The 21256-nt window shown below is 35.5% G+C and carries 19 protein-coding genes and 2 pseudogenes; 17 read left to right on the plus strand and 4 right to left on the minus strand.

Annotated features, from left to right (window positions below):
- Nucleotides 1-6: 6 nt before the first annotated feature.
- Both OPR21_RS04320 and OPR21_RS04325 read right to left on the minus strand, forming a co-directional pair.
- A complete protein-coding gene (locus OPR21_RS04320) occupies nucleotides 7-1941 on the minus strand; it encodes a DUF4815 domain-containing protein (protein WP_265030275.1) in 1935 nt (644 codons plus the stop codon).
- A 16-nt stretch (nucleotides 1942-1957) separates the two neighbouring features.
- Nucleotides 1958-2641 (minus strand): hypothetical protein, encoded by a 684-nt coding sequence (locus OPR21_RS04325; RefSeq protein ID WP_265030276.1) that lies wholly within the window; start codon nucleotides 2639-2641, stop codon nucleotides 1958-1960.
- Between the two features lie 251 nt (nucleotides 2642-2892).
- Here OPR21_RS04325 and OPR21_RS04330 point away from each other — a divergent pair, with 251 nt between their 5' ends.
- The 7 genes from OPR21_RS04330 to tnpC all read left to right on the plus strand — a co-directional run bounded on the left by OPR21_RS04330 (nucleotide 2893) and on the right by tnpC (nucleotide 10944).
- Complete coding sequence (locus tag OPR21_RS04330) at nucleotides 2893-3381, plus strand: sigma-70 family RNA polymerase sigma factor (protein ID WP_265024098.1); 489 nt, start codon at nucleotides 2893-2895, stop codon at nucleotides 3379-3381.
- A 52-nt stretch (nucleotides 3382-3433) separates the two neighbouring features.
- On the plus strand, nucleotides 3434-4246 hold the full coding sequence (locus OPR21_RS04335; protein WP_265030277.1) for an ATP-binding protein: 813 nt from the start codon (nucleotides 3434-3436) through the stop codon (nucleotides 4244-4246).
- A gap of 23 nt (nucleotides 4247-4269) precedes the next feature.
- Nucleotides 4270-5079, plus strand: a complete 810-nt coding sequence (locus OPR21_RS04340) for a helicase RepA family protein (protein WP_265030278.1) — start codon at nucleotides 4270-4272, stop codon at nucleotides 5077-5079.
- Nucleotides 5080-5111: 32 nt separating this feature from the next.
- The gene (locus OPR21_RS04345; protein WP_264707826.1) at nucleotides 5112-5603 is read left to right on the plus strand and encodes a hypothetical protein; all 492 of its coding nucleotides are present in this window, start codon (nucleotides 5112-5114) and stop codon (nucleotides 5601-5603) included.
- The gene (locus OPR21_RS04350) at nucleotides 5600-6793 is read left to right on the plus strand and encodes an AAA family ATPase (RefSeq protein ID WP_265030279.1); all 1194 of its coding nucleotides are present in this window, start codon (nucleotides 5600-5602) and stop codon (nucleotides 6791-6793) included. The genes OPR21_RS04345 and OPR21_RS04350 overlap by 4 nt, the downstream gene beginning before the upstream one ends.
- A gap of 31 nt (nucleotides 6794-6824) precedes the next feature.
- Nucleotides 6825-8951, plus strand: a complete 2127-nt coding sequence (locus tag OPR21_RS04355; RefSeq protein WP_265030280.1) for an AAA family ATPase — start codon at nucleotides 6825-6827, stop codon at nucleotides 8949-8951.
- A gap of 649 nt (nucleotides 8952-9600) precedes the next feature.
- On the plus strand, nucleotides 9601-10944 hold the full coding sequence (gene tnpC, locus OPR21_RS04360) for an IS66 family transposase (protein WP_265022247.1): 1344 nt from the start codon (nucleotides 9601-9603) through the stop codon (nucleotides 10942-10944).
- 318 nt (nucleotides 10945-11262) lie between these two features.
- On the opposite strand, the gene OPR21_RS04365 is transcribed toward tnpC, so the two are convergent.
- Nucleotides 11263-11685: a hypothetical protein gene (locus OPR21_RS04365; protein ID WP_265030281.1), complete on the minus strand. Its 423-nt coding sequence runs from the start codon at nucleotides 11683-11685 to the stop codon at nucleotides 11263-11265.
- A gap of 259 nt (nucleotides 11686-11944) precedes the next feature.
- Here OPR21_RS04365 and OPR21_RS04370 point away from each other — a divergent pair, with 259 nt between their 5' ends.
- The 9 genes and pseudogenes from OPR21_RS04370 to OPR21_RS04410 form a co-directional block, all read left to right on the plus strand.
- Nucleotides 11945-13291, plus strand: a complete 1347-nt coding sequence (locus OPR21_RS04370) for an IS110 family RNA-guided transposase (protein ID WP_174515809.1) — start codon at nucleotides 11945-11947, stop codon at nucleotides 13289-13291.
- Nucleotides 13292-13308: 17 nt separating this feature from the next.
- Complete coding sequence (locus OPR21_RS04375; protein ID WP_265030303.1) at nucleotides 13309-14298, plus strand: PDDEXK nuclease domain-containing protein; 990 nt, start codon at nucleotides 13309-13311, stop codon at nucleotides 14296-14298.
- 7 nt (nucleotides 14299-14305) lie between these two features.
- Complete coding sequence (locus OPR21_RS04380) at nucleotides 14306-14641, plus strand: GPW/gp25 family protein (RefSeq protein WP_265030304.1); 336 nt, start codon at nucleotides 14306-14308, stop codon at nucleotides 14639-14641.
- A gap of 2 nt (nucleotides 14642-14643) precedes the next feature.
- The gene (locus tag OPR21_RS04385; protein WP_265030282.1) at nucleotides 14644-15438 is read left to right on the plus strand and encodes a baseplate assembly protein; all 795 of its coding nucleotides are present in this window, start codon (nucleotides 14644-14646) and stop codon (nucleotides 15436-15438) included.
- Nucleotides 15438-16592 carry a phage tail protein gene (locus OPR21_RS04390; RefSeq protein WP_265030283.1) on the plus strand — a complete coding sequence of 385 codons (1155 nt, stop codon included), beginning with the start codon at nucleotides 15438-15440 and terminating at the stop codon, nucleotides 16590-16592. The genes OPR21_RS04385 and OPR21_RS04390 overlap by 1 nt, the downstream gene beginning before the upstream one ends.
- Before the next feature lie 167 nt (nucleotides 16593-16759).
- Nucleotides 16760-17488, plus strand: a complete 729-nt coding sequence (locus OPR21_RS04395; protein WP_265030284.1) for an ankyrin repeat domain-containing protein — start codon at nucleotides 16760-16762, stop codon at nucleotides 17486-17488.
- Between the two features lie 26 nt (nucleotides 17489-17514).
- Nucleotides 17515-17979, plus strand: coding sequence for an ankyrin repeat domain-containing protein (locus tag OPR21_RS04400; protein WP_155968581.1), 465 nt, complete (start codon nucleotides 17515-17517; stop codon nucleotides 17977-17979).
- Between the two features lie 4 nt (nucleotides 17980-17983).
- Nucleotides 17984-18415, plus strand: coding sequence for a DUF2924 domain-containing protein (locus tag OPR21_RS04405; RefSeq protein WP_265030285.1), 432 nt, complete (start codon nucleotides 17984-17986; stop codon nucleotides 18413-18415).
- Nucleotides 18416-18417: 2 nt separating this feature from the next.
- Nucleotides 18418-19227, plus strand: a pseudogene (locus OPR21_RS04410) (recombinase family protein); the annotation flags it as partial.
- Here OPR21_RS04410 and OPR21_RS04415 read toward each other — a convergent pair.
- Nucleotides 19211-20443: an IS256 family transposase gene (locus OPR21_RS04415; RefSeq protein ID WP_265030286.1), complete on the minus strand. Its 1233-nt coding sequence runs from the start codon at nucleotides 20441-20443 to the stop codon at nucleotides 19211-19213. The pseudogene OPR21_RS04410 and the gene OPR21_RS04415 overlap by 17 nt on opposite strands.
- A gap of 69 nt (nucleotides 20444-20512) precedes the next feature.
- Here OPR21_RS04415 and OPR21_RS04420 point away from each other — a divergent pair.
- A pseudogene (locus OPR21_RS04420) lies at nucleotides 20513-21255 on the plus strand (recombinase zinc ribbon domain-containing protein); the annotation flags it as partial.
- Between the last annotated feature and the right edge of the window lies 1 nt (nucleotide 21256).

The following is a 21256-nucleotide window of genomic DNA, read 5'->3' on the forward strand; positions in this document are numbered from 1 at the left end:
CACCTCTTATGCCATAGGCTGAATGACGATACCATCAAACTTCACTTCTTTGAGCTTTTCGTTTGGGGAAAAACCTTCAATTTCAAAATCTTGTACTGCTTCTCTCATAAATTCAGCTTCGTATGAAGTACTTGACAGCAATTCTGTTGTTTCTTTAACATTAAATACTCTGGTTACTGGACTTTTCCAATTTGTGGTGGCCTCGGTCCAGTGATCAATGTTTTTATTTAGAGTAACTTTTGCGGTTACTTTATCAAAAGCTTGATATGGATTAATTTTTTCACTTTTAGTCTGTAAAAGCTGTTCCAATACCGGCTCAAGTTCATACGGCAAAAGATATCTTTCCCCACCTTTTTCAATATCTGCAACTTCTACATCTATTGGCAGAACTAGCTCTCTATTTACTATTGCTGCAGACTGCGAAATTCCTTGATCACGCATATCATCATCAAAGAATGGGTCAACAAATACTCCTTTTTTGGTAGTAGGTTCTCTTGAATTTGCATCATTGCGTAGACGTTCCTCTGCAACCAGCGCATAAAGATCATTTATTCCTTTTTTCATTGCTTCAAGTTCATTCATCGGTACAGCATGAATAGCATTATTCACTATTTTTACCCCTTCTTTTTCTCCGTTTTTCCATGTCTGATGAATGTAGCAGAGCAAAAGTTGTCCGCTAGGTGCTTTAGGCATTGATGGTCGCCAAGGGTGAGCTATACCTTTTATTCTCCTTACTGCTCCTTTGCTATCGATAGTAATTAAATCATAGCGGGGCATTTTCCAGGTGTAATCAATCAGAACCAAGCTGTTATCAACTGCTCCTTTTACTTTGCATCCCTCTTCACTTATATCTTCAGGGCTTACATGAGTACGACAGCGGTAAGTTATTTGATAACTACTTCCAGGAGCTGGCTCTTTACCTGGTAATGACCAATCAACGTTTCCTGCATTTAACTTATAGTCTATACTATTTTCATAAATAACATTGCCTTGTTTAATTTGAATAATCTCAAGTACCGCAGAGTCAGGTATTGGATCAACAGCTCCTGAGTATGAACCGTGAGTAATGGTAATGGTTTTTTGAACAGTTATATCTACTTTTTTAATTTCACTTATTGGAAAATCATTAACTTTAAGTTCCATTACTCTTTGGCTATTTGGCTGAAAAGTATGCGGTTCTGATTCAACTGATTTTATATCCGGATCTTCATCAAAAGAAACACGAATACTGTGAGGAAGTTCAATCTCATAGCCATCAACATGAGCTTTGCCCTCATTAATCACAAATATTTTTTTTCCTCCTTCCCCCTCTTCCTTTTGCAGGAACATTACTTCAAGACCATTTACGACGTAGGAACCATTTGCTTCTTTGTCATAACGAGCAAGAGCGGTAGTTACTATATTTGCTTGTGGTGGCGGTGAATGTTCTATTAATACTCCATTTTCGATGTTGTAAATTGGGTAAAATTCGCCATTTGTAGAGTTAACAGTAACACTTTCTATTTGGTATCCCCAAATGGTGGAAACTTTAAGCCTTGCAGCTCCTACTTCCTGATAGTTTCTTGTACCAACAGCAGGATCACGAAGATTTGCGTCCTCAAGTTCTGTAATCGTAGATTCTAGATAATAAACACCTATACGCACTATGGTACTCAGTGGAATAACAAACTCTTTTGCCTCTACCTTTCTCACCGCTCCACGCAGATAGATTTTTCCTCCTTCAAGTGTAACTTTACCAGTTTCTCTATCTATAATACAATTGCTTCCTGTTATAACATCACCATCACGAAATATTGCATCACCTATACCTTTAAGCTTAGAAAGAGCATACTCCTGAGTCTCGTTTAGTTCTGCAGATTGCAAACCTCTTCCAGCAAGAAATAAGCTTTTCTCATATTCTTTGTCAGGATTAAAGCGGTTGTAATAGGCGTTTAAAGTCATTTAATGCTAGAAAAATTCAAAAAGTTACAACAAATGAAAAAGTTTCCCTGGTTGCTGCAGTTCTGATAAGTGGTACGGTGTATTCTAAAACTAACAAAATTCCAGGATTTTCCACGTCTTTTGGCTCGAAATATCTCTGTCCTTCAGGTAATCCTTCTTTTATTTTAGTACCAACCATAACCCCTAATTCCCGTATAACTTGATTTGCTGCGTCCGTGAAATCGAAAGTAAATTTAAGGTACAAGTTATTAGTTGGTACATTTAAGGGCCTAAACCTTCCAGAAGGAGTTATAAGTTCGCCATTTTCATCACCTGTGCAGAATAGCACTTCATCCGCAGTACGTCTGCCAAGTTCATTCAAGAGCTTTATAGAATTTATAGGTTCAGGTGGTGTGCTTTCAGTATACTGTACAGTAACTTTATCACTTACTGGAATAGAGCTATTTTCCGTACGTTTTATTACACCAGTACTGCTATCAACTGTATAGTCTATACTTGGCTGATAAATTATTTGTCCTGTAAAAACCCTTACATCTTTAATAGTGTGGTGATCTAGAGCTATTTCACCCTCAACAAAAACTTTTTCGACCTGATGGCTACTTTCCCAATTGGCATCACCACTACCCCAAGCAAGATGTATAACTTGCTCTTTTATACTTGCTGCTATTGCTGCTCTTCCTGATTGTGTAAGAATTGACACCTGTGATGAGTTTGAAAGGCTTATATAATATATATTCAGGATTTGGAAAATTTTTGTCCAAAAAAAATGAATTTTTGCCTAATTTTTTGTTGCAGTATTATTTAAAAATCGAACTGTATTATTCTCGAAAAAAAACAATAGAATATCAATAGGTTAAAAATTGCATCTGTATTATTTATTTTTGCCCCTGTCCTACAAAGTGGACCTGTAAGTTCTCATCCTTAAAGCATTAATTGTTTTAGGGAAAAGTTATGAAACTAAAAACTGCCATAGTTGTTCAAAATATACGGTATCAAGCTAAGAGATTAAAACTTTTTGAATGCTTTGCTCATGAAACTCATGAAGATCTTGAGCAAGAACTTTTCTGTGAAATTTGGACTTATCTTGATAGATATGATGAAAGTAAAGGTAGCTTTAACACTTTTGTAGCAAGATTAACTGAACGTCGTGCCAATAACTTATTGGAGAAACAACTATGTATGAAGCGCAATATTAATAACTATGTCAATATTGAGAAAACAAAAGCTTTTGAAGATGAAGTAGCGAAACGTACTGATGTAGATTACATGATTTCAACACTACCAAGAAAGATGCAAAAGATATGCGAGCAACTCAAGTACTTTAACTTATATGAAGTTGCTAAGATGAACAACATATCAAGAACTACTTTAAATACTATGGTAAGAAAAATACGTATAAAACTCTCTTCCATCTACTACAAGGGAAAAAAGAAAAATTGAACATAAATTCTACCTTTCCTGAATATATAACATATACCATTGAGGTGAATAAATGACTTTTAAAATTTTAAACAATAATGAAAGATTGAAAACAACTACAGGAATAAAAGTAGTAATTTTTGGTCCTTACGGTATTGGTAAAACCAGCCTCTTAAAGACTATAAGTGAACCAACACTATGTCTTGACTTTGAAGCAGGTCTGCTTGCTGTTCAAGATTGGCAGGGAGATTCTATTAGTGTTCGTACTTGGAATCAAGCTCGGGATATTGCCTGCCTAATTGGTGGTCCGAACCCTGCACTAAAATCTGATCAGGCGTATAGTCAAAAACACTATGAGCATGTCTGTAGCAAGCACAATGATCTTCTTTCTGAAGTTTCTAAATACCGATGCATCTTTGTGGATAGTATAACCGTCGCTTCACGTTTATGTCTATTATGGGCAAGGATGCAACCTGAAGCTTTTTCTGATAGATCAGGAAAAGAAGATAAAAGAGCTGCTTATGGGTTACTTGCTCAAGAGATGATGGCTTGGCTCAATCAGTTTCAACATATCAGAGATAAAGACATCATCATAGTTGGCACGTTAGGTCAATATCTCGATGACTGCAATCGTTCAACATGGCTGCCTCAATGTGAAGGAGCTAAAACTGCTAGTGAAATTCCAGGTATTGTTGATGAAGTAATTAGTATGGTTGGAATCAAGAAAGATGATGGCACGGAGAAACGTTCATTTGTCTGTCAGACTATTAATACTTGGGGATACCCTGCTAAAGATCGAAGTGGCTGCCTTGATATGGTTGAAGAACCGCATCTGGGTAAATTACTTGTGAAAATTAAAGCCAAAACTTTTGCGCCTATTGCTTAATTAAAAATTGGAGAATAGTTATTATGGAACAAAGCTTTTTCAATATCGGTCAAAAAATTCCCTTTTTCAGCGTAAAAGAGTATTTAAACGACAAAGCACCGATACCAGAAGATATAATCTCACCAAGGATTTTAACAAAAAGAGGTCTATTGGTACTAGGTGGCCCACCTAAAATTGGCAAAAGCGATTTTCTAATTTCATGGCTTGTCCACATGGCTGCTGGAGTTTCATTTTTGGGTATGACTCCAAGCAAACCTATGAAAATTTTCTATCTGCAAACTGAAATTGAATATGAATATATGAAAGAACGTTTGCAACAACTTCAACTGGATAACGAACTTTTGAATATAGCTGCCAATAACTTAATCATTACACCAAGAGTACAATTATCTTTCAGCAGTGAAGAAATAGATGAAATTAAAAATGTTATTAAAGAGCGTTTTAACCCTGATATTATTGCAATCGATCCTCTTCGTAACATTTTTAACTCAAGTGAATATGGCAATGAAAACGACAATAGCGCTATGTTATTCTTCTTGCAAAAAACACTTGAAAGACTGAGAAATGTTATCAATCCAGATTCGGGTATAATACTCACTCACCATACAAAAAAACTATCCAAAAAAATGTTAGAAGAAGATCCATTTCAAGGCCTAAGTGGTGCTGGATCTTTACGTGGATTTTATAGCACTGGCATGGTGATGTTTGCTCATGATGAGGAAAGCACTGTCCGTCAAATAGTATTTGAGTTGCGAAATGGTGAACGTGTGGCAAGCAAGCTTGTCAATAAGATAAATGGTCGCTGGAAGGTTGTAGACCAATGGAGTAACTGATTCTTTTTTTCACTTAATTTGTAGGAGACAATATGTTATCAGATTTTTTAACTGATTTTAATACTGCAAAATTACAAAGTAATTTAATACCAAAAGGTACAATAGTTAAGGTAAAAATGGCAATTAAACCAGGAGGTTATGAAAATTGGTTCACTAAAAGCTATGCTACCGGCAGCATCTATTTAAACGCTGAATTTACCGTCACTGAAGGTCAATATGCAAAACGTAAGATTTTTCAAGTAATTGGTATTAAAAGTGGCAAAGCAAGAGTTGAAGGAGAAGATACTTGGGGAGAATCTGGTCGTTCCATGCTTAGAAGTATTTTGGAGTCAGCACGAAATATTCATGCACATGACACTTCAGAGAAAGCAGTTATTGCTAGAAAAATCAACTCTATAGCTGATTTTAACGGGTTAGAGTTTACTGCAAAAGTTGGTATTGAAGCTGATCGGTATGGAGAAAAGAACAAGATTGCTACGGTTATTACTCCAGAACAATCTGAAGTTGATTGGTTGCCATTTTGAAGTACGACGAAGAGAAGCTCTGGATTGCTGTAATTGAGAGAGCTATCAAAGATGCAGCAGGAAAAAATCTAGAGCTAAAGAAAGAAGCAATTAAATGGTTTGATTCAGAGTCTTTTGAAACTGTTTGTGAGCTAGCTAATCTCAGCTCTAAACGTATGAAAAGTATGTATGGGGGTTTTATGCAGAGAAAGGAAATAAAAGGATTATTGATTGATAATATTAAGGAGTGTGTACCTTACCTAATTCCAAACGGTAATTTTTATCGAGAGAGGACTTATGTTGGCAACTGTGACGGGGATACGATTACAGTTAAAATAGTGGGTAAAAAAGCTGGGAATTGGCGTAATTTTACCAAAGGGACTAGTGGTGACATTATTGATCTTTGGACTTTAGTTAAAGGTGATATAAATTCCGCTAAGAAGTGGTTAAATACTAAAGAAAACATAACAGAACATAAAGTTACATCGTTTTCAGCAAGGCATTACTTAAATGATAAATCACCAATGCCAAAAGATATAATAGGTCCAAGAATTTTAACTCCAGGCGGTCTTTTGGTGATAGGTGGAACTCCAAAAATAGGAAAAAGTAATTTTCTTCTTTCTTTATTAGCACATATGGCATCAGGAGTGCCGTTTCTCAACATGAAGCCTCCAAGACCATTAAAAATATTTTATCTGCAAAACGAGATGGAATATGGTGATATGAAAGAACGCTTACTTCAGCTTAAAATTGATCAAAATCTTTGGAAAGAAAATTTATTTATTACCAATAAAATGCCATTAACTTTAAATTCTGAAGAGGTAAGAGCAATAATAACAGAGAAACTTGATGCAAAAACGGTAGATCTTATTGTTATTGATTCTTTTCTCGATTATAGGGAGATAATCTCTTTTGTAAGAAGTGACATGGAGAAATTACGTTCAATAACTAATCCTATGGCCGGGATAGTGCTCACACATTGTACCAAAAAAGTGTCTTCGACTGTATTGGAGAAAAATCCATTTCAAGCTTTAAGCGGCTCAAACATTTTGAGAAGTGTTTATACATCTGGCATCGTTATATTTAAACCAAACGAACGTATAAATACTCTGAAAGTGGTGTATGAACTTAGAAATAGCAAGCCTATGACAAAATACATTCGCAAAGTTAATGGATGTTGGAAGACTTCTAAAGTTATAGCTACCGCTTAGTTTTAAATTGAAAATATATTCAGAGGATTTTATGGATATCTATTGCAATTTTAATACTGCAGCTTCACGAAAAAATGCATCGTTAGTAGAAAAAGAACAGCTTAAAGCTCAGCTTCTGTTAAATATCAGATCATGCCTTTCTTATCTATTGCCAAGAGGGATTTTTCGTGGTGATAAGTTTTATGTAGGCAATGTACAAGGTGATAAAGGAAAGAGTCTAGTAGTAGAATTAAGTGGCAGTGAAGCTGGCCTATGGCATGATTTTGCAACAGGAGAAGGTGGTGACATTATCGACCTTTGGGCGGGAGTAAATAGAAAAAGTACAAGAATAGAGTTTCCTGAAGTAATGGCTTCTATAGCTGAGTGGCTTGGTCATTTCAAGAATTCAAGTAGTCCAACTGCATATTGGGATTATTACGATGAAAACGGCCAAGCTATTGTTAGAGTCTATCGTTATGATGATAATAATGGAAAGCGATATCTTCCTTTTGATATAAAAAAATCTGACTTTGGTGCACCGAAGATAAGGCCACTCTATAATATTCCAGGTATTTTGAAGTCCGATAAAGTTATTCTTGTTGAAGGAGAAAAATGTGCAGAAGCGCTGATAGAGAAAGGAATAACTGCAACAACAGCAATGTCAGGAGCAAATGCACCTATTGAGAAGACAGATTGGACTCCACTTAAAGGTAAACATGTTATTATTTGGCCAGATAATGATGAACCAGGCAAACGATATGCTGAAAATGCTGCAAAAAAGCTGTTAGATCTTGGAGTTGCATCACTTGCTGTGCTTGAAATTCCTCAAGATAAGCCTGAGAAATGGGATGCCGCTGATTGTGTAAAGGAGGGTATAAGCATTGAAGAATTTTTAGCTTCAACTCCTTTACTTACTATTGATACCCCATCTACTGACATTCCAAATACTTCAAATATGAAAAGTTTAGAAAGATCTACAAAACAGCCGCTTAACATTTTAGACTGGAGTGTGAGTCGTTATTTAGGTTCAGTACCAATACAAAGGTTTCTTGTTGAAGGTTTATTTCCTTTAGGTGTTACCTCAATAGTAGCTGCTATGGGAGATACAGGTAAAGGTATGCTACTCCTTGACTTGGCACTTAAGGTTGCAAGTGATGCAGATCAGATATGTGGTTTTGGTTCCCTTGTTACAGAGCATGGATCAGTGGTGATTTTTTCAGCAGAAGATGATGCAGGTGAGATACACCGTCGTCTTGATCGTCTTGATCCTAGTAGCAAGAGAGCAGAATATCAAAATCGATTATTTATTATACCTATTCCAAATACGGGAGAGCCCTTTTCTATAGTGAAAAGCAACATGCGTGGTAAATGTCCTGAAACTTCAGATAAATTTGAAGACATCTGTAGACAATTAGATAAAGTAAAAGATCTAAAACTAATAGTATTTGATCCACTAGTATCATTTGTCCATGCTAATATAAACTCAGATCCAGAAATGGGATATTACGCAATGGGGTTACTTGCAAACTTAGCAAATGAAACAGGAGCAGCTGTAATTGTAGCACATCATATGAGAAAACCCAAGTGCAGTGAACCGATTACGACTGTGGAACAGGCAAGAGATGCGATAAGAGGTACAACTGCACTTGTTGATGGAGTTAGGTGTTCTTTTGCATTATGGCCTGCTTCAAAAGAGCATCAGAATACTGTGTTTAATACATTAAAGGTTAGTAAAGTTAATAATGCAGTATACCAAGGAGCTATAGTTAAGTCTAATGGAGCAACAGATAGGAATATAAGAACTTACTTACGCTCCTCAACTGGCTTGCTTGAGGATATATCTGAGGAATTTAAGCTTGGAAAATTATCTGATGAATACTTAAAAAAGATACTGATGCAAGCTATTGCAGTGTCAGCAGAAGAAGGTCATCCGTTTACTCATACAGGTGGACCAGGAGTGTTTCAACAACGGCATAGATTACCAGCTGCATTTCATGGTGTTAGTAGGCATAGACTTGAACGTTTAGCACAGGAACTATTAAACGAAAGAAAAATAGTAAAAGGTATGGCTACAAACTCAAAAGAGGATAAATGGCTTGATATCAAAACTGGTTCTTTTGCCAAAGGAGAAGGTAAGTTTAAGCTAGGTGCAGGAAGGTTTGAAATAGGTAACTTCTAAAAAATACTTAAAGCTCACTTATGAAAGTTTTGTGGGTTCATTTTGTCTCTCTGAAAGTAAGGTTTTAAGAACAAAAAATGAATTCCACACGACCAAATTTCCATGATTTCCGGAAAATTTATCAAGATTTGGAAATTAGAGTATATTCACACTTAAACTATTGAAATTCGTTGATTTTTAGCCATCTAATATAAGAAATATTACGTTTCCATTTCCAAAAAATTTAGCTAATTTGGTAATACTCAAACCCGCTACAGTGGCTGATTTCCACTTTCCGAGAATCTTATATATTATATATATATAAATAATAATAAATGATATAATAATAAACTAATATAAAATACAATAACTATAGTAATGGTTCATAGTAACTTTTGAGCAAAAAGAAAGAAGTTTGGAAAAGTAGTCACTAATAGAAATACAACACAGAGACAAAAATACGAAAAACCTACTATTGCATTTTGAACAACTTGAAAAAAAGTAACCGTTCACGCAATGGCGTCAACTTAAGAGCCTTCATTAGCAGACTCTCCTAAAGACATGATGGCGTTTAGGCTTATCAACTTTGTCCATTCACGGTATAAGAAAGTAGTTTACAAAAATTGCATAATTAGTATAAAAAACAATAAACTAGATAGATGAGGGGTTGATGATAGAGGTGCTACAAGAAAAGATTGTGGTATTGGAGTCAGAAGTTGGTACTCTGAAAGCAGAGAATGATAAGTTAAGGACAAAAATAATTGAGCTAGAGGATAAGCTGGGTTTAAATTCAAAAAATTCATCGCTGCCACCATCGCAAGATGTATATCGCAAAAAGACAAAAAAGAAGAGCGATAAAAAACCAGGCGGGCAGCCAGGACATGAAGCGCACAAGCGGGAATTGATGGTAGCAGATGAGGTGGTAAAATGTTCAATTGATACAATTTGCATGTGTGGAAGCCAAGTTATTTTAGAAGAAGAAACTGTGCATCAAAAGGTTGAATTGCCAAAAATTAAACCGATAGTGACTGAATATAGGCTACAAAAAGGCTACTGTAAGGCGTGTAAGAAAAGGATCTCAGCTAGTCTGCCTGAAGGTGTGACAAGGGATCTTTTAGGAGCTAATGCAAAAGCAGTAATTAGCAGTTTTAGTGGATTTTTTATCAATTCAAAAAGGGAAGTACAGCAAATTTTGAGCAGCATATTTAATCTGAATATAAGCCTAGGTTTGGTATCAAAGACCGAGGGTAGAGTATCAGAAAAATGTATATCTGAATACGAAAAAATAAGAGAAGAGCTACGGAAAAGCAAGTATTTACATATAGATGAAACAAGCCATAGGAACCAGGGAAAGAAAGGTTGGAGTTGGGTAGTAACGAATAAAACAGCAACACTTATGAAGTTAGTTGGATCTCGCGGAAAGAAGATATTAAAAGGGCTATTGCCAGAGTATGATGGAATAGTTATAAGCGATAGGTATGCTGCGTATAATTACTTTAATCGTGAAAACAGACAGATATGCTGGGCCCATTTAGCAAGGGACTTTGAAAGGTTTTTTTACAGTAAAAATGTTGAAGTGAGCAGAATTGGCGCAGCATTAAAATCGCTGAGCAACAGGGTATTTGTGGTAGATAGAGCACGTAAACAAAACCTGATAGACAATTTAAGATTTTTCCGGTTAATGAGGAAGATTCGAAAAAGGGTGAAACATTTTTTGCGAGAGATAACAAGGGTTGCAAAAGGAACTCAGGCCTCGAGAATGGCTGCCAATATACTACGTTCTGAAGATATGATGTGGAGATTCGTGCGCAATCCTGATCTGATCGAGACAACCAATAACCTTGCAGAACGTCAGGCTAGACGGTACGTCATTTATCGTAAAAATAGTTTTTTCACTTGGTCAGAACGTGGAGAAAAGTTCATTGAAAGAATGCTTTCGATATTTTTGACTGCACGTTTGAATGATCAGAATCCTGTCCAGAAACTACAGAATTTAGTCGCTATTCCTGCCTAATTGGGAATATTCCGTGAACGGTTACGAAAAAAAAAGATGAAGGACCTAAAAGTGAAAGACAAAACAATTTATAGTAGCGTTTTAAAAAGACTCTATGACCCGAGGGTATAATTATACCACCTTGACCTAAAGAACGCTTATAACAGCCCTTAAAAGCCGATTAACACCATGTCTTAACTTAGAAGAAAAACCTTATGCTGATTTTATCACGTTTTACTTTAGTTGTAAAGAAATTTTTTTAATGTATGAGACAGATTTGTATAGTCGATATTTTACGTAACTTATGGCGCTTAATTGGTTATTTAGTATCTCTAAAACTTAACGAGTTGCTTTTATAACCAAAGTAAAAGGGTTAATACGGTAGCCATAATCTTTACGTGATGATCCAGGCCAACCAACTGTTTGAATCACATCATTACGTTCGATGTTTAATCCTAACTTTTTAGCTAAAGTGGTTTTTATTGTTCTTTGGATTGTGTTTATTGGTTTTCTAATGTAATGTTCTGGGTCTGCTTCTGGATCAAGATTTAGGCGCTTTTCTATTTCAGTGATGCTAAGCAACATGTGTTTTTCAGGGGGTAATTCTTTTTTACAATCATGCAAAAATTGTTCAAATAATATGCGAAAAACCTTCATACATGCTACAGCTTTCTTATTTAGAATCTCTATATTGTTTACGTAAAGTGAGCCCTCTGTCAATTGCAACTTGAGTAATTCCTTCTCTTTAGGAGCGTCGAACAAGAAAAAAATCTTGTTAAACCGGAAAGAAACTATTTCTTCACTTCCATAGCAATTTTTATATATAATTTATCAAGAAGTACTTCTGCAGTTATAACCGACTGATCAATGGTGCTTAAGTGCCCGTTTAGGAGCGTGGTTTTGGAGGAACGGTTAAACCACTGATGGAGTCTATTATGACTACCTCGATTAGAAGATTGTATAATCTAACCGTCCCAAGCTTAAGTGCTTCTCCATTATAAGTTATAGTAGGATAATTACCATGATAAAGGCAAAAAGTAAACTAGAAATAGTGAATCCTGATACAGCAGGAATTGATATCGGCTCAGCTGTACATTATGTATGTGTACCTGAAGGAAGAGATGAACAACGTGTCAAAAAATTTGGATGCTTTACAGTTGATCTTCATAACTTAGCAGGGTGGTTAAAGAAATGTAAAGTTAGAACAGTAGCTATGGAATCAACAGGAGTATATTGGATTCCTTTGTTTCAAATACTTGAGTCATATGGATTTGAGGTAAAATTGGTAAATGCACGATATATTAAGAACGTGCCTGGTAGAAAATCCGACGTTCAAGACTGTCAATGGTTACAACAATTACACAGCTATGGATTACTCCATGGGTCGTTTAGACCTGATGATCAAATGTGTGTGTTGCGTAATTACGTTAGGCAACGTAGCAACCTGATTGAAAGTGCATCCACACATATTCTACGTATGCAAAAAGCGTTAATTCAAATGAACGTTCAATTACACAAAGTCATAAGTGATATTACTGGAGTGACCGGTATGCAAATTATCAAAGCAATAATTGAAGGTGAAAGGAATCCTGAAAAATTATCAGAATTGAGAGATGTACGGATAAGAAATGATAGATCTACCATGGCAAAAGCGCTAAAAGGCGACTACAGAAAGGAACTCTTATTTGTGTTAAAGCAAGAATTTGAATTGTATAATATTTATCAGGAAAAAATAGCAGAATGCGACAAAAGCATCGAACAATATTACAAAACATTTGAAACAAAATCTGACGAGAATAAGCGATGCAGCAAAATAAAGAATAGGTTTTCAAAAAACAGACCAGACTTTCCTTTACACGAAGAACTGTATAGAGTAACCGGTATTGATTTTACTAAAGTTCCTGGGCTTGATGTGCTAACTATACAAACAATTATCTCAGAAGTTGGTTTGAACCACGATAAATGGCCATCAGAGAAGCACTTTACTTCTTGGTTGGGGCTAAGTCCTGCTAATAAAGTTACAGGGGAAAAAGTATTTGGGACGAGAACTCGCAAAGTTATTGCTCGTGCTGCAAATGCTTTTAGGATGGCTGCCCAGTGTGTGTCAAGAAGCAACAGTGGGATTGGTGCATATTGCAGAAGGTTAAAAAAACGACTAGGAGCACCGAAAGCGATTACCGCTACGGCTAGGAAATTGGCGTGCATTTTTTATAGTATGCTAAAGTATGGACAGGAATATGTAGAGAAGGGCATTGATTACTATGAAAAGTTATATAAGGAAAAAATAGTGAAGACTCTAAGCAAAAAAGCTAGTGAATTTGGTTATGTCTTGATTAAAAAAGAGCTACTAGCAGAAAGAGTTTCTTAGAAGACGTTAGTAATTTAATAGATAGAGCAAAGAATCATCTTTCTGTTCAATTCAACTCTACTCTAGTATTGCTAAACTGGCAAATTGGCTCCAGAATTGACCAAGATATCCTAAAGCACAAACGTGCAGATTATGGGAAGCAGGTCATCACTCAGCTTGCAAAAGAACTTCAGATTAAATATGGACGTGGGTTTGATAGAGCGTCATTATTTCGTATGGTGCAATTTTCTAAATTCTTTCCTGATCAAGAAATTGTCGCGACACTGTCACAACAATTGAGTTGGTCACATTTTGTAGAAATTATTGCAATTTCTGATGAGCTGAAGCGTAATTATTATATAGAAATGTGTCGTATTGAAAGGTGGAGTGTTAGGGCACTACGTAGTAAAATCGATACTATGTTGTATGAACGTACAGCACTAGCAAAAAAACCTGAAGATTTCATAAGAAGGAGTATAAAAAATTTACGTGAAGAAAATATGTTAGCACCAGAATTCATTTTTCATGACCCATACTTCCTTAGCTTCATGGAATTGCCATCAAGTTATAGTGAGACTGATCTAGAAAATACAATCTTGGATGAATTGACAAAGTTTTTACAAGAATTTGGAAATGATTTTTGTTTTGTAACACGTCAAAAAAGGATGAGTACTAAAACAACTGACAGGTATTTGGACCTGCTATTTTTTCACAGAGGATTAAAGCGCCTTATAGCAATAGAACTAAAAATAGGTCGCTTTGAACCAGCTTATAAAGGACAGATGGAATGGTATTTAAATTGGTTAGATAAAAATGAACGAAAAGCAGGTGAAGAAAAACCGTTAGGGATTATTTTATGTGCTGATAAGGATCAAGAGGATATAGAATATCTTGAACTCGAAGGCTCTAATATTCATGTTGCACAGTATTTAACACAGCTTCCTTCTAAAGAAATTCTTGAAAAGAAGTTGAGGAAGGCTATTTCTATAGCACGTGAAAAACATGCAAGTATTAAGTCAGAGCCATGAAAAATATATGAAAGGAACGGACGCTAAAACAGGTAAAGAATTAGAGGGAATAGAACATTTAAAGCAATCAATAATTGATATACTGACCACTCCTATTAACAGTAGAATAATGAGAAGAGATTATGGTTCAAGACTATTTGAATTAGTAGATAAGCCAATAAATAGGGATTTAACTTTGGAAATCTATGCAGCAACAGCAGAAGCACTGGGGAAATTTGAGAAGAGATTTAAGCTAGAAAAAGTAAAAATGACAGAGGTGAAAGAAGGAAAAGTAACGCTTGACCTAGAAGGATTATACTTACCAAGCGGGAAAAACATTCATTTTGATGAAATTGTAGTTTAAAGATGCAGCAGCTAAATATTGTAGAAAAGCCAAATTTCGAGGAAATATTTTTAAGAATGAAGGAAGAGTTAGTCCGTAGAGATGAAACCTTTTCAGCATTAGTTGAAAGTGATCCAGCGATAAAGATTCTTGAGGTAGCAGCATGGAGGGAATTGTTACTAAGACAAAGAATAAATGAGGCAGTAAAAAGTAATGTACTGAAGTTTGCAATGGGAGAAGATCTTGATAATTTAGCTGAGTTTTATGGAGTGGAGAGACAAAAAGAAGATGATGATGAACGATTTAGAAAAAGAATTAAAGCAAAAATAGTGGGCTCAAGCACGTGTGGAAGCAAAGAACACTATCGATATCATGCACTGTCAGCAGATAGTAGAGTAAAGGATGCGTTAGTAGAATCACCTATACCAGGGAAAGTACAGATCTCGATTTTATCAACACAATTATCCATAACTGGCATAGTGTCAGAAGAACTACTTGAAATTGTAAAAAAGCAGGTTACTAGAGATGATATAAGGGTTTTAACCGATACAGTAACAGTAATTGGCTGCAATATTATGGAAATAGATATTCACAGCAGAATGAGTATAAGTCCTATAATATCAAAGGAGGAAATCAAGAAGCAGTTCATTAAGAAGTTTGAAGCAAGCAAAAGGTTGGGATGGAACGTAACAAGATCATGGATAATAGCGAATTTATTTGTAGATGGTGTAGAAAACGTAGAATTAATCGAGCCAAAAGAGGATGTTGTGGTGCTAGGTAACGAGTGTGCAAATTTGCGAAATTTAAAGATTGAGTAATGCTATTACCCCCAAACGCAACAAAGCAAGAGCAAGCACTGGTTGATGCAACAGATTATAAGGTTGATCCGAGCTGTATCAGAGGATTTAAGTTTAGTCTTAAAGAAGAAACATTGCCTTGGATAATAGAAGAATATGGTTTAGAAGAAATACTGCGCTGGGTAAAAGATAGAAGAAAAGCCATAGTAGAAGGAGTAAAATTTCAAAGACTGAGAGGAACACCTGCATCACTTAAAATAGCGCTCAAATGGGCAAGTATAGAAGATATTACAATTATTGAGGAGCCACCTGGTAAACATTTTTTCGAGTTGCAAATAGGAATAAGAGATGTTCCAAATGACTTTTTTGTAGATGCAGTAGTAGAGCTGACAAAACTATCATTACCTGCAAGATCCAGATTGATGAGAATTTTTAACGATTATTATAATGCGCAGAGATTTACATTGGATGAGAGTTTATTTGGAGATCTTCTTTCTGATTATTCAGGGGTAAAAATAGAAAAAGATGGACCAGTGTTGTCATTTGGAAGAGTAAATTTTTTCAGGTCTAGTGGTCCAGTTATTAGGATTATAGAAAACTATCTACGCGATCATTATGAACGAGCTTTAAGCAATGATATATATCGCCTAGATGTAGCAATCCTTGGAGAAACCGAGCCTCACACAAAGAATTATAACGGTATTTATGAAAGAAATCATTTGTGGTACAACTTAAAAGCACTATATCCATTACCACAGAGTTTATTACCATCGATTAAATTTGCAAAAGCGCAGATAGTATTATCAGACAGTTGGGATTTAGGAGACATAAATACGTGCTTTCCAGTTAGTAGCGTGGAGGAAAGAGGGAATAAATTTGTATTGGGAAGTAGTAAACTATCTGAACAACTATGGAACTTAAAATACGAGCAAATTTTAGAAAGGTTTAGCGTCACTCATTTTTATCAAACAAAGAATTTCATTGACCAGAAAATAGTAGGATACGTTATAGCAGAACACAATGTTTACTATAAAAATGATTCAGAGCAAAAAGACTCAATACACGAATTAGAAAAGCACATTTTAGTGTTTTATCCAGGAGTACTGAAGTGGCACGAACATCGACATTTGCACAGAAGTTGGAAAAATAGTCAAGTAATATGTCTAATAAGTTAAGTACTTATATTTAGATCCTCATATATTATATTAATAATAGGTAAAAGTGTATGAAATAAAAAGAAAAAGACTTGCTTTCTTATGCTAAAAAGGACATGACTTGAATAGCAGCAGGTAAACATAAGAAATTTATCTGGCGCTAGAAAAGCTAATTTTGTGAGGTAAGTATGAAGTTTAGCGAAGAAAAGAGAGAATCTTTTAGTAAGTTTTTTAAAGAAGTATCAAGTAACGGGTTTAAAAACATTAATAAAAGAAATAAAGAAGGAGAGACAATATTACATCAAGCAGTAGAAATCTCTGATTACAAAACAGTGAGGTTATTAATAAAAAAAGGGGCAGAGGTAAATGCAAGAGATAAAAATGGTTATACACCACTACACTGTGCAGTATTTGCGAAAAGCTTAGAAAATGTAAAAGTGCTGCTAAGGGAAGGAGCAGAAGTAAATGCCACTCAATATGTCAGTGGATGTACGCCACTGCACTCTGCGTGCAAAATAGGAGGAGCAGGAGTTGAAATAATAAAAGAGCTGGTAAAGGCTGGAGCTGAAGTTAATCAACTGAATAAGTACGGAGCAACACCAATGTATTACATCTGGGAAAGTGAAAAGTATCGTCTATGTGATAGCAAAGAAAGTGAAAAGGCAAGTAAATTTTTGAGAGAAAAAGGAGGAGTAACAAAAAGTAGAGACCTGACGTGCTATGGAATAGAGGGGCTAGTGGGAGAAATAGCAGACATGTTGAATAGGAGCTATATGCCGGAGCTAAAAATAATAGAGATAGGAGAAATAAGGAAGAGAGACAAATCACTAATAAAGAAAGAATGTCAAAATTTAGCAAGCAAGATAATGAGCAAAGTGAACGAAATGATAGATGATGTGGTGAGAAGGAAGGCTTAAAATTTAAAGAAAAGGTGGGGTAAGTTATGGTAAAGCTCGGTAAAAAAGAGGAGTCACTATTAGAGAACTCGTTTAAAAATATTTATGAAAGAGACGAAAAGGGAAGAACAGTTTTGCATTATGCAGTAGACGCAAAAACAGTGAGATTATTAGTTGAAAAAGGAGCGAATGTGAATGCAGCAGATGTAGAAGGACACACAGCACTGCACCTAGCGATAACTGAGAAACGTCTAGAAATCGTGAGAGAATTGATAAAATCAGGAGCGAATGTAAATGCGGAAGAATATGAAAATAAATGCACTCCATTGCACCTTGCATGTATGGTGGGGAAAGTGGAAATAGTGGAGGAGCTAGTAAAAGCAGGGGCTGAAATAGAACAAGCAGATAAATTTGGAGTGACAGCGATGGATTATGCTAAAAATAGCAAAAAGATAACCGAGGTATTAAAGAAAGAAACAGACAGAATTGAAAAGCTATTTATGAAGGGCTAAAAATATGGAGAAAGAAATAGAAAAGAAAGTAATGAATTTAGAGAGAAGACCTTTGGATGAGCTGAGAAAAATGTGGAAGAAGGCATATGGGGAAGAAGCGCCAAGGTACTCAAAGAAATATCTGATACCGAGACTAGCTTATAGAATACAGGAAAAAGCGTATGGAGAAATGTCAAGAAAAGGATTAAAAAGACTAGAGTATCTGGCAGATCGGCTAGAGAAGGGAAAAAGAATAAGTAGCGATAAATTACCAGTAGAAGGGACAGAATTAATACTAGAGAGAGGGGAAGAGACGCATGCAGTAATGGTAACAGATAAGGGTTTAATCTACAGAGAAGAATTTTTTACGTCATTGTCAGCAGTAGCCGGAAAAATAATGGGAATGAGCTATAACGGACCTTTATTATTCGGGATGCGTGATAAAAATGGAAGTTGAAAATGCTAAAAGAAGTAAGATGTGCAATATATACGAGAAAATCAAATGAGGATGGACTAGAACAAAAGTTTAACAGTTTAGATGCGCAGCGAGTAGCATGTGAAAAATACATAAAGAGCAGAGAAGGCTGGGTAGCATTGGCCAAAAGGTACGATGATGGCGGATTTTCAGGGAAAAATTTAGAAAGACCAGCAATAAAGGAATTATTTGAAGATGTAAAAAAAGGAGAAGTAGATTGTGTGGTAGTATATACACTAGATAGGCTATCAAGGGAAACAAAAGACAGCATTGAAGTAACATCATTTTTTAGAAGGCATAGAGTAAATTTTGTAGCAGTAACACAAATATTTGACAATAATACGCCAATGGGAAAGTTTGTACAAACAGTATTGTCAGGAGCAGCACAACTAGAAAGAGAAATGATTGTAGAGAGAGTAAAAAATAAAATAGCAACATCAAAGGAGCAGGGATTGTGGATGGGGGGAACTTTGCCGCTTGGATATGATGTAAAGGATAAAGAATTAATAATAAATGAGAAAGAAGCGAAAATAGTAGGGCATATATTTGAAAGATATGTAGAGCTGAAGTCAATGGCAGAGTTGGCAAGGGAATTAAATAGTCAAGGTTACAGAACAAAATCGGATATTTTTAAAAAAGCAACGGTAAGGAGAATAATAACGAATCCGATATATGTGGGAAAAATCAGACATTATGAGAAACAGTATAAAGGAAAGCATGAGGCAATAATAGAAGAAGAAAAAGGGAACGTTCAAAAAAGTGTGTCAAACCGCATTTTCAATTCAACTCAATTTTTAACCTACCAGGAAAAAAGATATCAAGTTGAGACATAGTTAAAGCCCAATTAGGCAAAGCAGTAATCCACTTTTGCTCTACCTTTTTTATAGCACAATATACCTGTTTGTACAAGGCATTTGTACTGGTAAATGAACCTTTAGTTTTAGTAAATTTCCTGATTTGTCTATGCAACCCCTCAATTGGATTGGTGGTGTAAATCATCTTCCTAACTGGCCCAGAATACTTAAAATAACTAGATAAATTTTCCCAATTGTTTTGCCACGATTTTGTAACTAAGGGATATTTTTCACTCCATTTTTCTTCCAGCTCAAGCAAATAATTCTCAGCGATTTCTTTACTTGAAGCACGATATATTTTTTTTAAATCATTCATGAAAACTTTTACATCTTTGCTAGATACATATTTCAGTGAATTCCTTATCTGATGCACTATACATAGCTGTACTTCTGCTTTAGGAAATACACTATTTATAGCTGTAGGAAAGCTTTTTAGTCCATCAATGCAGGCAATTAGAATATCTTCTACTCCTCTTTCTTTGAGGTCATTTAGAACTCCCAACCAGAAGTTAGCTCCCTCACTTTCAGCCAAATAAAAACCTAATACTTCTTTTCTGCCATTTTGATTTATGCCCAATATATTATACATGCATTTACTTATACAATGTCCGTCCTCCTTGACCTTAAAGAACATGCCATCCATAAACACTATTGGATACACTGATTGCAGTGGGCGGCTGCGCCATTCATTGATTACTGGAAGCAGTTTATCAGTAATACTAGATATCTCTGCTGCTGATATTTTGTGGTCATATATTTCCTCAACGTGTGAAGCTATGTCTCTGTATCCCATGCCACTGGCGTATGTACTTAAGACCTTTGCTTCAAGTTCTGGATGTAGGCTTGTTTGCCTTTTTTTGACTATTTGCGGTTCAAAGCTTCCCTCCCTATCTCTTGGTGTTAGCAGCTCAAATGAGCCTGCACTCGTGCGTAAAGTTTTTGCGTTTCTCCCATTTCTTCGGTTATTTTCTTCACTTTCAACTGACATGTGGCTTTCTATTTCACCTTCCAGACTTGCCTCTAGCAACCTTTTTATAAACGGTGTTAATGCTCCATCTCTTCCTGTCAATGGTCTTCCTTCTCGTATAGATGACAGGATATTTGTTTCTAATTCTTTATAATCTACCAAACCAGTAGTTCTATTTGCTTGACTCATATCAAACCTCCATTTTTTATATCAATTTATTACTTTTTTTTCGGTTTGACACACTTTTTTGAACGTTCCCAAGAAAAATGGCAAAAAGCACAAGAATTGATAAAGAATCAACCATATCGAGAGTAAAATATGAGGAAGCGCTGCTAAAGGGGATGATAAGATGCAGATGCTGCAAAGTAAACATGACGCTGACATACTCAAAAAAAGAAAATAAAAGGTATCGATATTATATATGCAATAACCATTTAAGAGGAAAAGATTGTGGATCAGTGAACCGAACAGTAGTAGCTGGAGAAGTAGAAAAAGAAGTAATGAAGAGAGCAGAAGATTTATATGGAAAATGTGGAGAAAATGCGGAAGAGTGGAGAAATCTAAGTTTTGGAAAGCAGAAAGAAGTAGTGAAAAAGTTAATAAAGAGAGTAATGGTAAGAGATGATGGAATAGAAGTTAGTTTAGATGATAAGGTGGAATTTATACCAATAAAAAAGAAAGGAAATAAATGCACAGTAGTAGAACCAGAAGGTAAAACAAACAATGCACTACTGAAAGCAGTGGTAAGAGCTCACCTATGGAAACGGCAGCTAGAAGAAGGAAAATATAGAAGTGTGAAAGAGCTGAGCGTTAAAATTAATATAGGTACAAGACGTATACAACAAATTTTAAGGTTAAATTATTTAGCTCCGAAGATTAAAGAAGACATAGTAAATGGAAGGCAGCCAAGAAGTTTAAAGCTAGCTGATTTGAGAGAAACACCGATGCTGTGGAGTGAGCAACTAGAGAAATTTTATGGTCTTGATTGTAAAAGAAACTGAT

The sequence above is a fragment of the Wolbachia endosymbiont (group A) of Philonthus cognatus genome (genome assembly GCF_947251755.1).
GTDB lineage: Bacteria > Pseudomonadota > Alphaproteobacteria > Rickettsiales > Anaplasmataceae > Wolbachia > Wolbachia pipientis.

Excerpts from the sequence above, each read along its gene's own strand:
- OPR21_RS04340 (WP_265030278.1), top strand. The coding sequence starts at position 4,270 with ATGGAACAAAGCTTTTTCAATATCGGTCAAAAAATTCCCTTTTTCAGC.
- OPR21_RS04390 (WP_265030283.1), top strand. The coding sequence starts at position 15,438 with ATGCTATTACCCCCAAACGCAACAAAGCAAGAGCAAGCACTGGTTGAT.
- OPR21_RS04400 (WP_155968581.1), top strand. The coding sequence starts at position 17,515 with ATGGTAAAGCTCGGTAAAAAAGAGGAGTCACTATTAGAGAACTCGTTT.
- OPR21_RS04345 (WP_264707826.1), top strand. The coding sequence starts at position 5,112 with ATGTTATCAGATTTTTTAACTGATTTTAATACTGCAAAATTACAAAGT.
- OPR21_RS04335 (WP_265030277.1), top strand. The coding sequence starts at position 3,434 with ATGACTTTTAAAATTTTAAACAATAATGAAAGATTGAAAACAACTACA.
- OPR21_RS04370 (WP_174515809.1), top strand. The coding sequence starts at position 11,945 with ATGATAAAGGCAAAAAGTAAACTAGAAATAGTGAATCCTGATACAGCA.
- OPR21_RS04395 (WP_265030284.1), top strand. The coding sequence starts at position 16,760 with ATGAAGTTTAGCGAAGAAAAGAGAGAATCTTTTAGTAAGTTTTTTAAA.
- tnpC (WP_265022247.1), top strand. The coding sequence starts at position 9,601 with ATGATAGAGGTGCTACAAGAAAAGATTGTGGTATTGGAGTCAGAAGTT.
- OPR21_RS04405 (WP_265030285.1), top strand. The coding sequence starts at position 17,984 with ATGGAGAAAGAAATAGAAAAGAAAGTAATGAATTTAGAGAGAAGACCT.
- OPR21_RS04380 (WP_265030304.1), top strand. The coding sequence starts at position 14,306 with ATGAAAGGAACGGACGCTAAAACAGGTAAAGAATTAGAGGGAATAGAA.
- OPR21_RS04415 (WP_265030286.1), bottom strand. The coding sequence starts at position 20,443 with ATGAGTCAAGCAAATAGAACTACTGGTTTGGTAGATTATAAAGAATTA.
- OPR21_RS04355 (WP_265030280.1), top strand. The coding sequence starts at position 6,825 with ATGGATATCTATTGCAATTTTAATACTGCAGCTTCACGAAAAAATGCA.
- OPR21_RS04385 (WP_265030282.1), top strand. The coding sequence starts at position 14,644 with ATGCAGCAGCTAAATATTGTAGAAAAGCCAAATTTCGAGGAAATATTT.
- OPR21_RS04330 (WP_265024098.1), top strand. The coding sequence starts at position 2,893 with ATGAAACTAAAAACTGCCATAGTTGTTCAAAATATACGGTATCAAGCT.
- OPR21_RS04320 (WP_265030275.1), bottom strand. The coding sequence starts at position 1,941 with ATGACTTTAAACGCCTATTACAACCGCTTTAATCCTGACAAAGAATAT.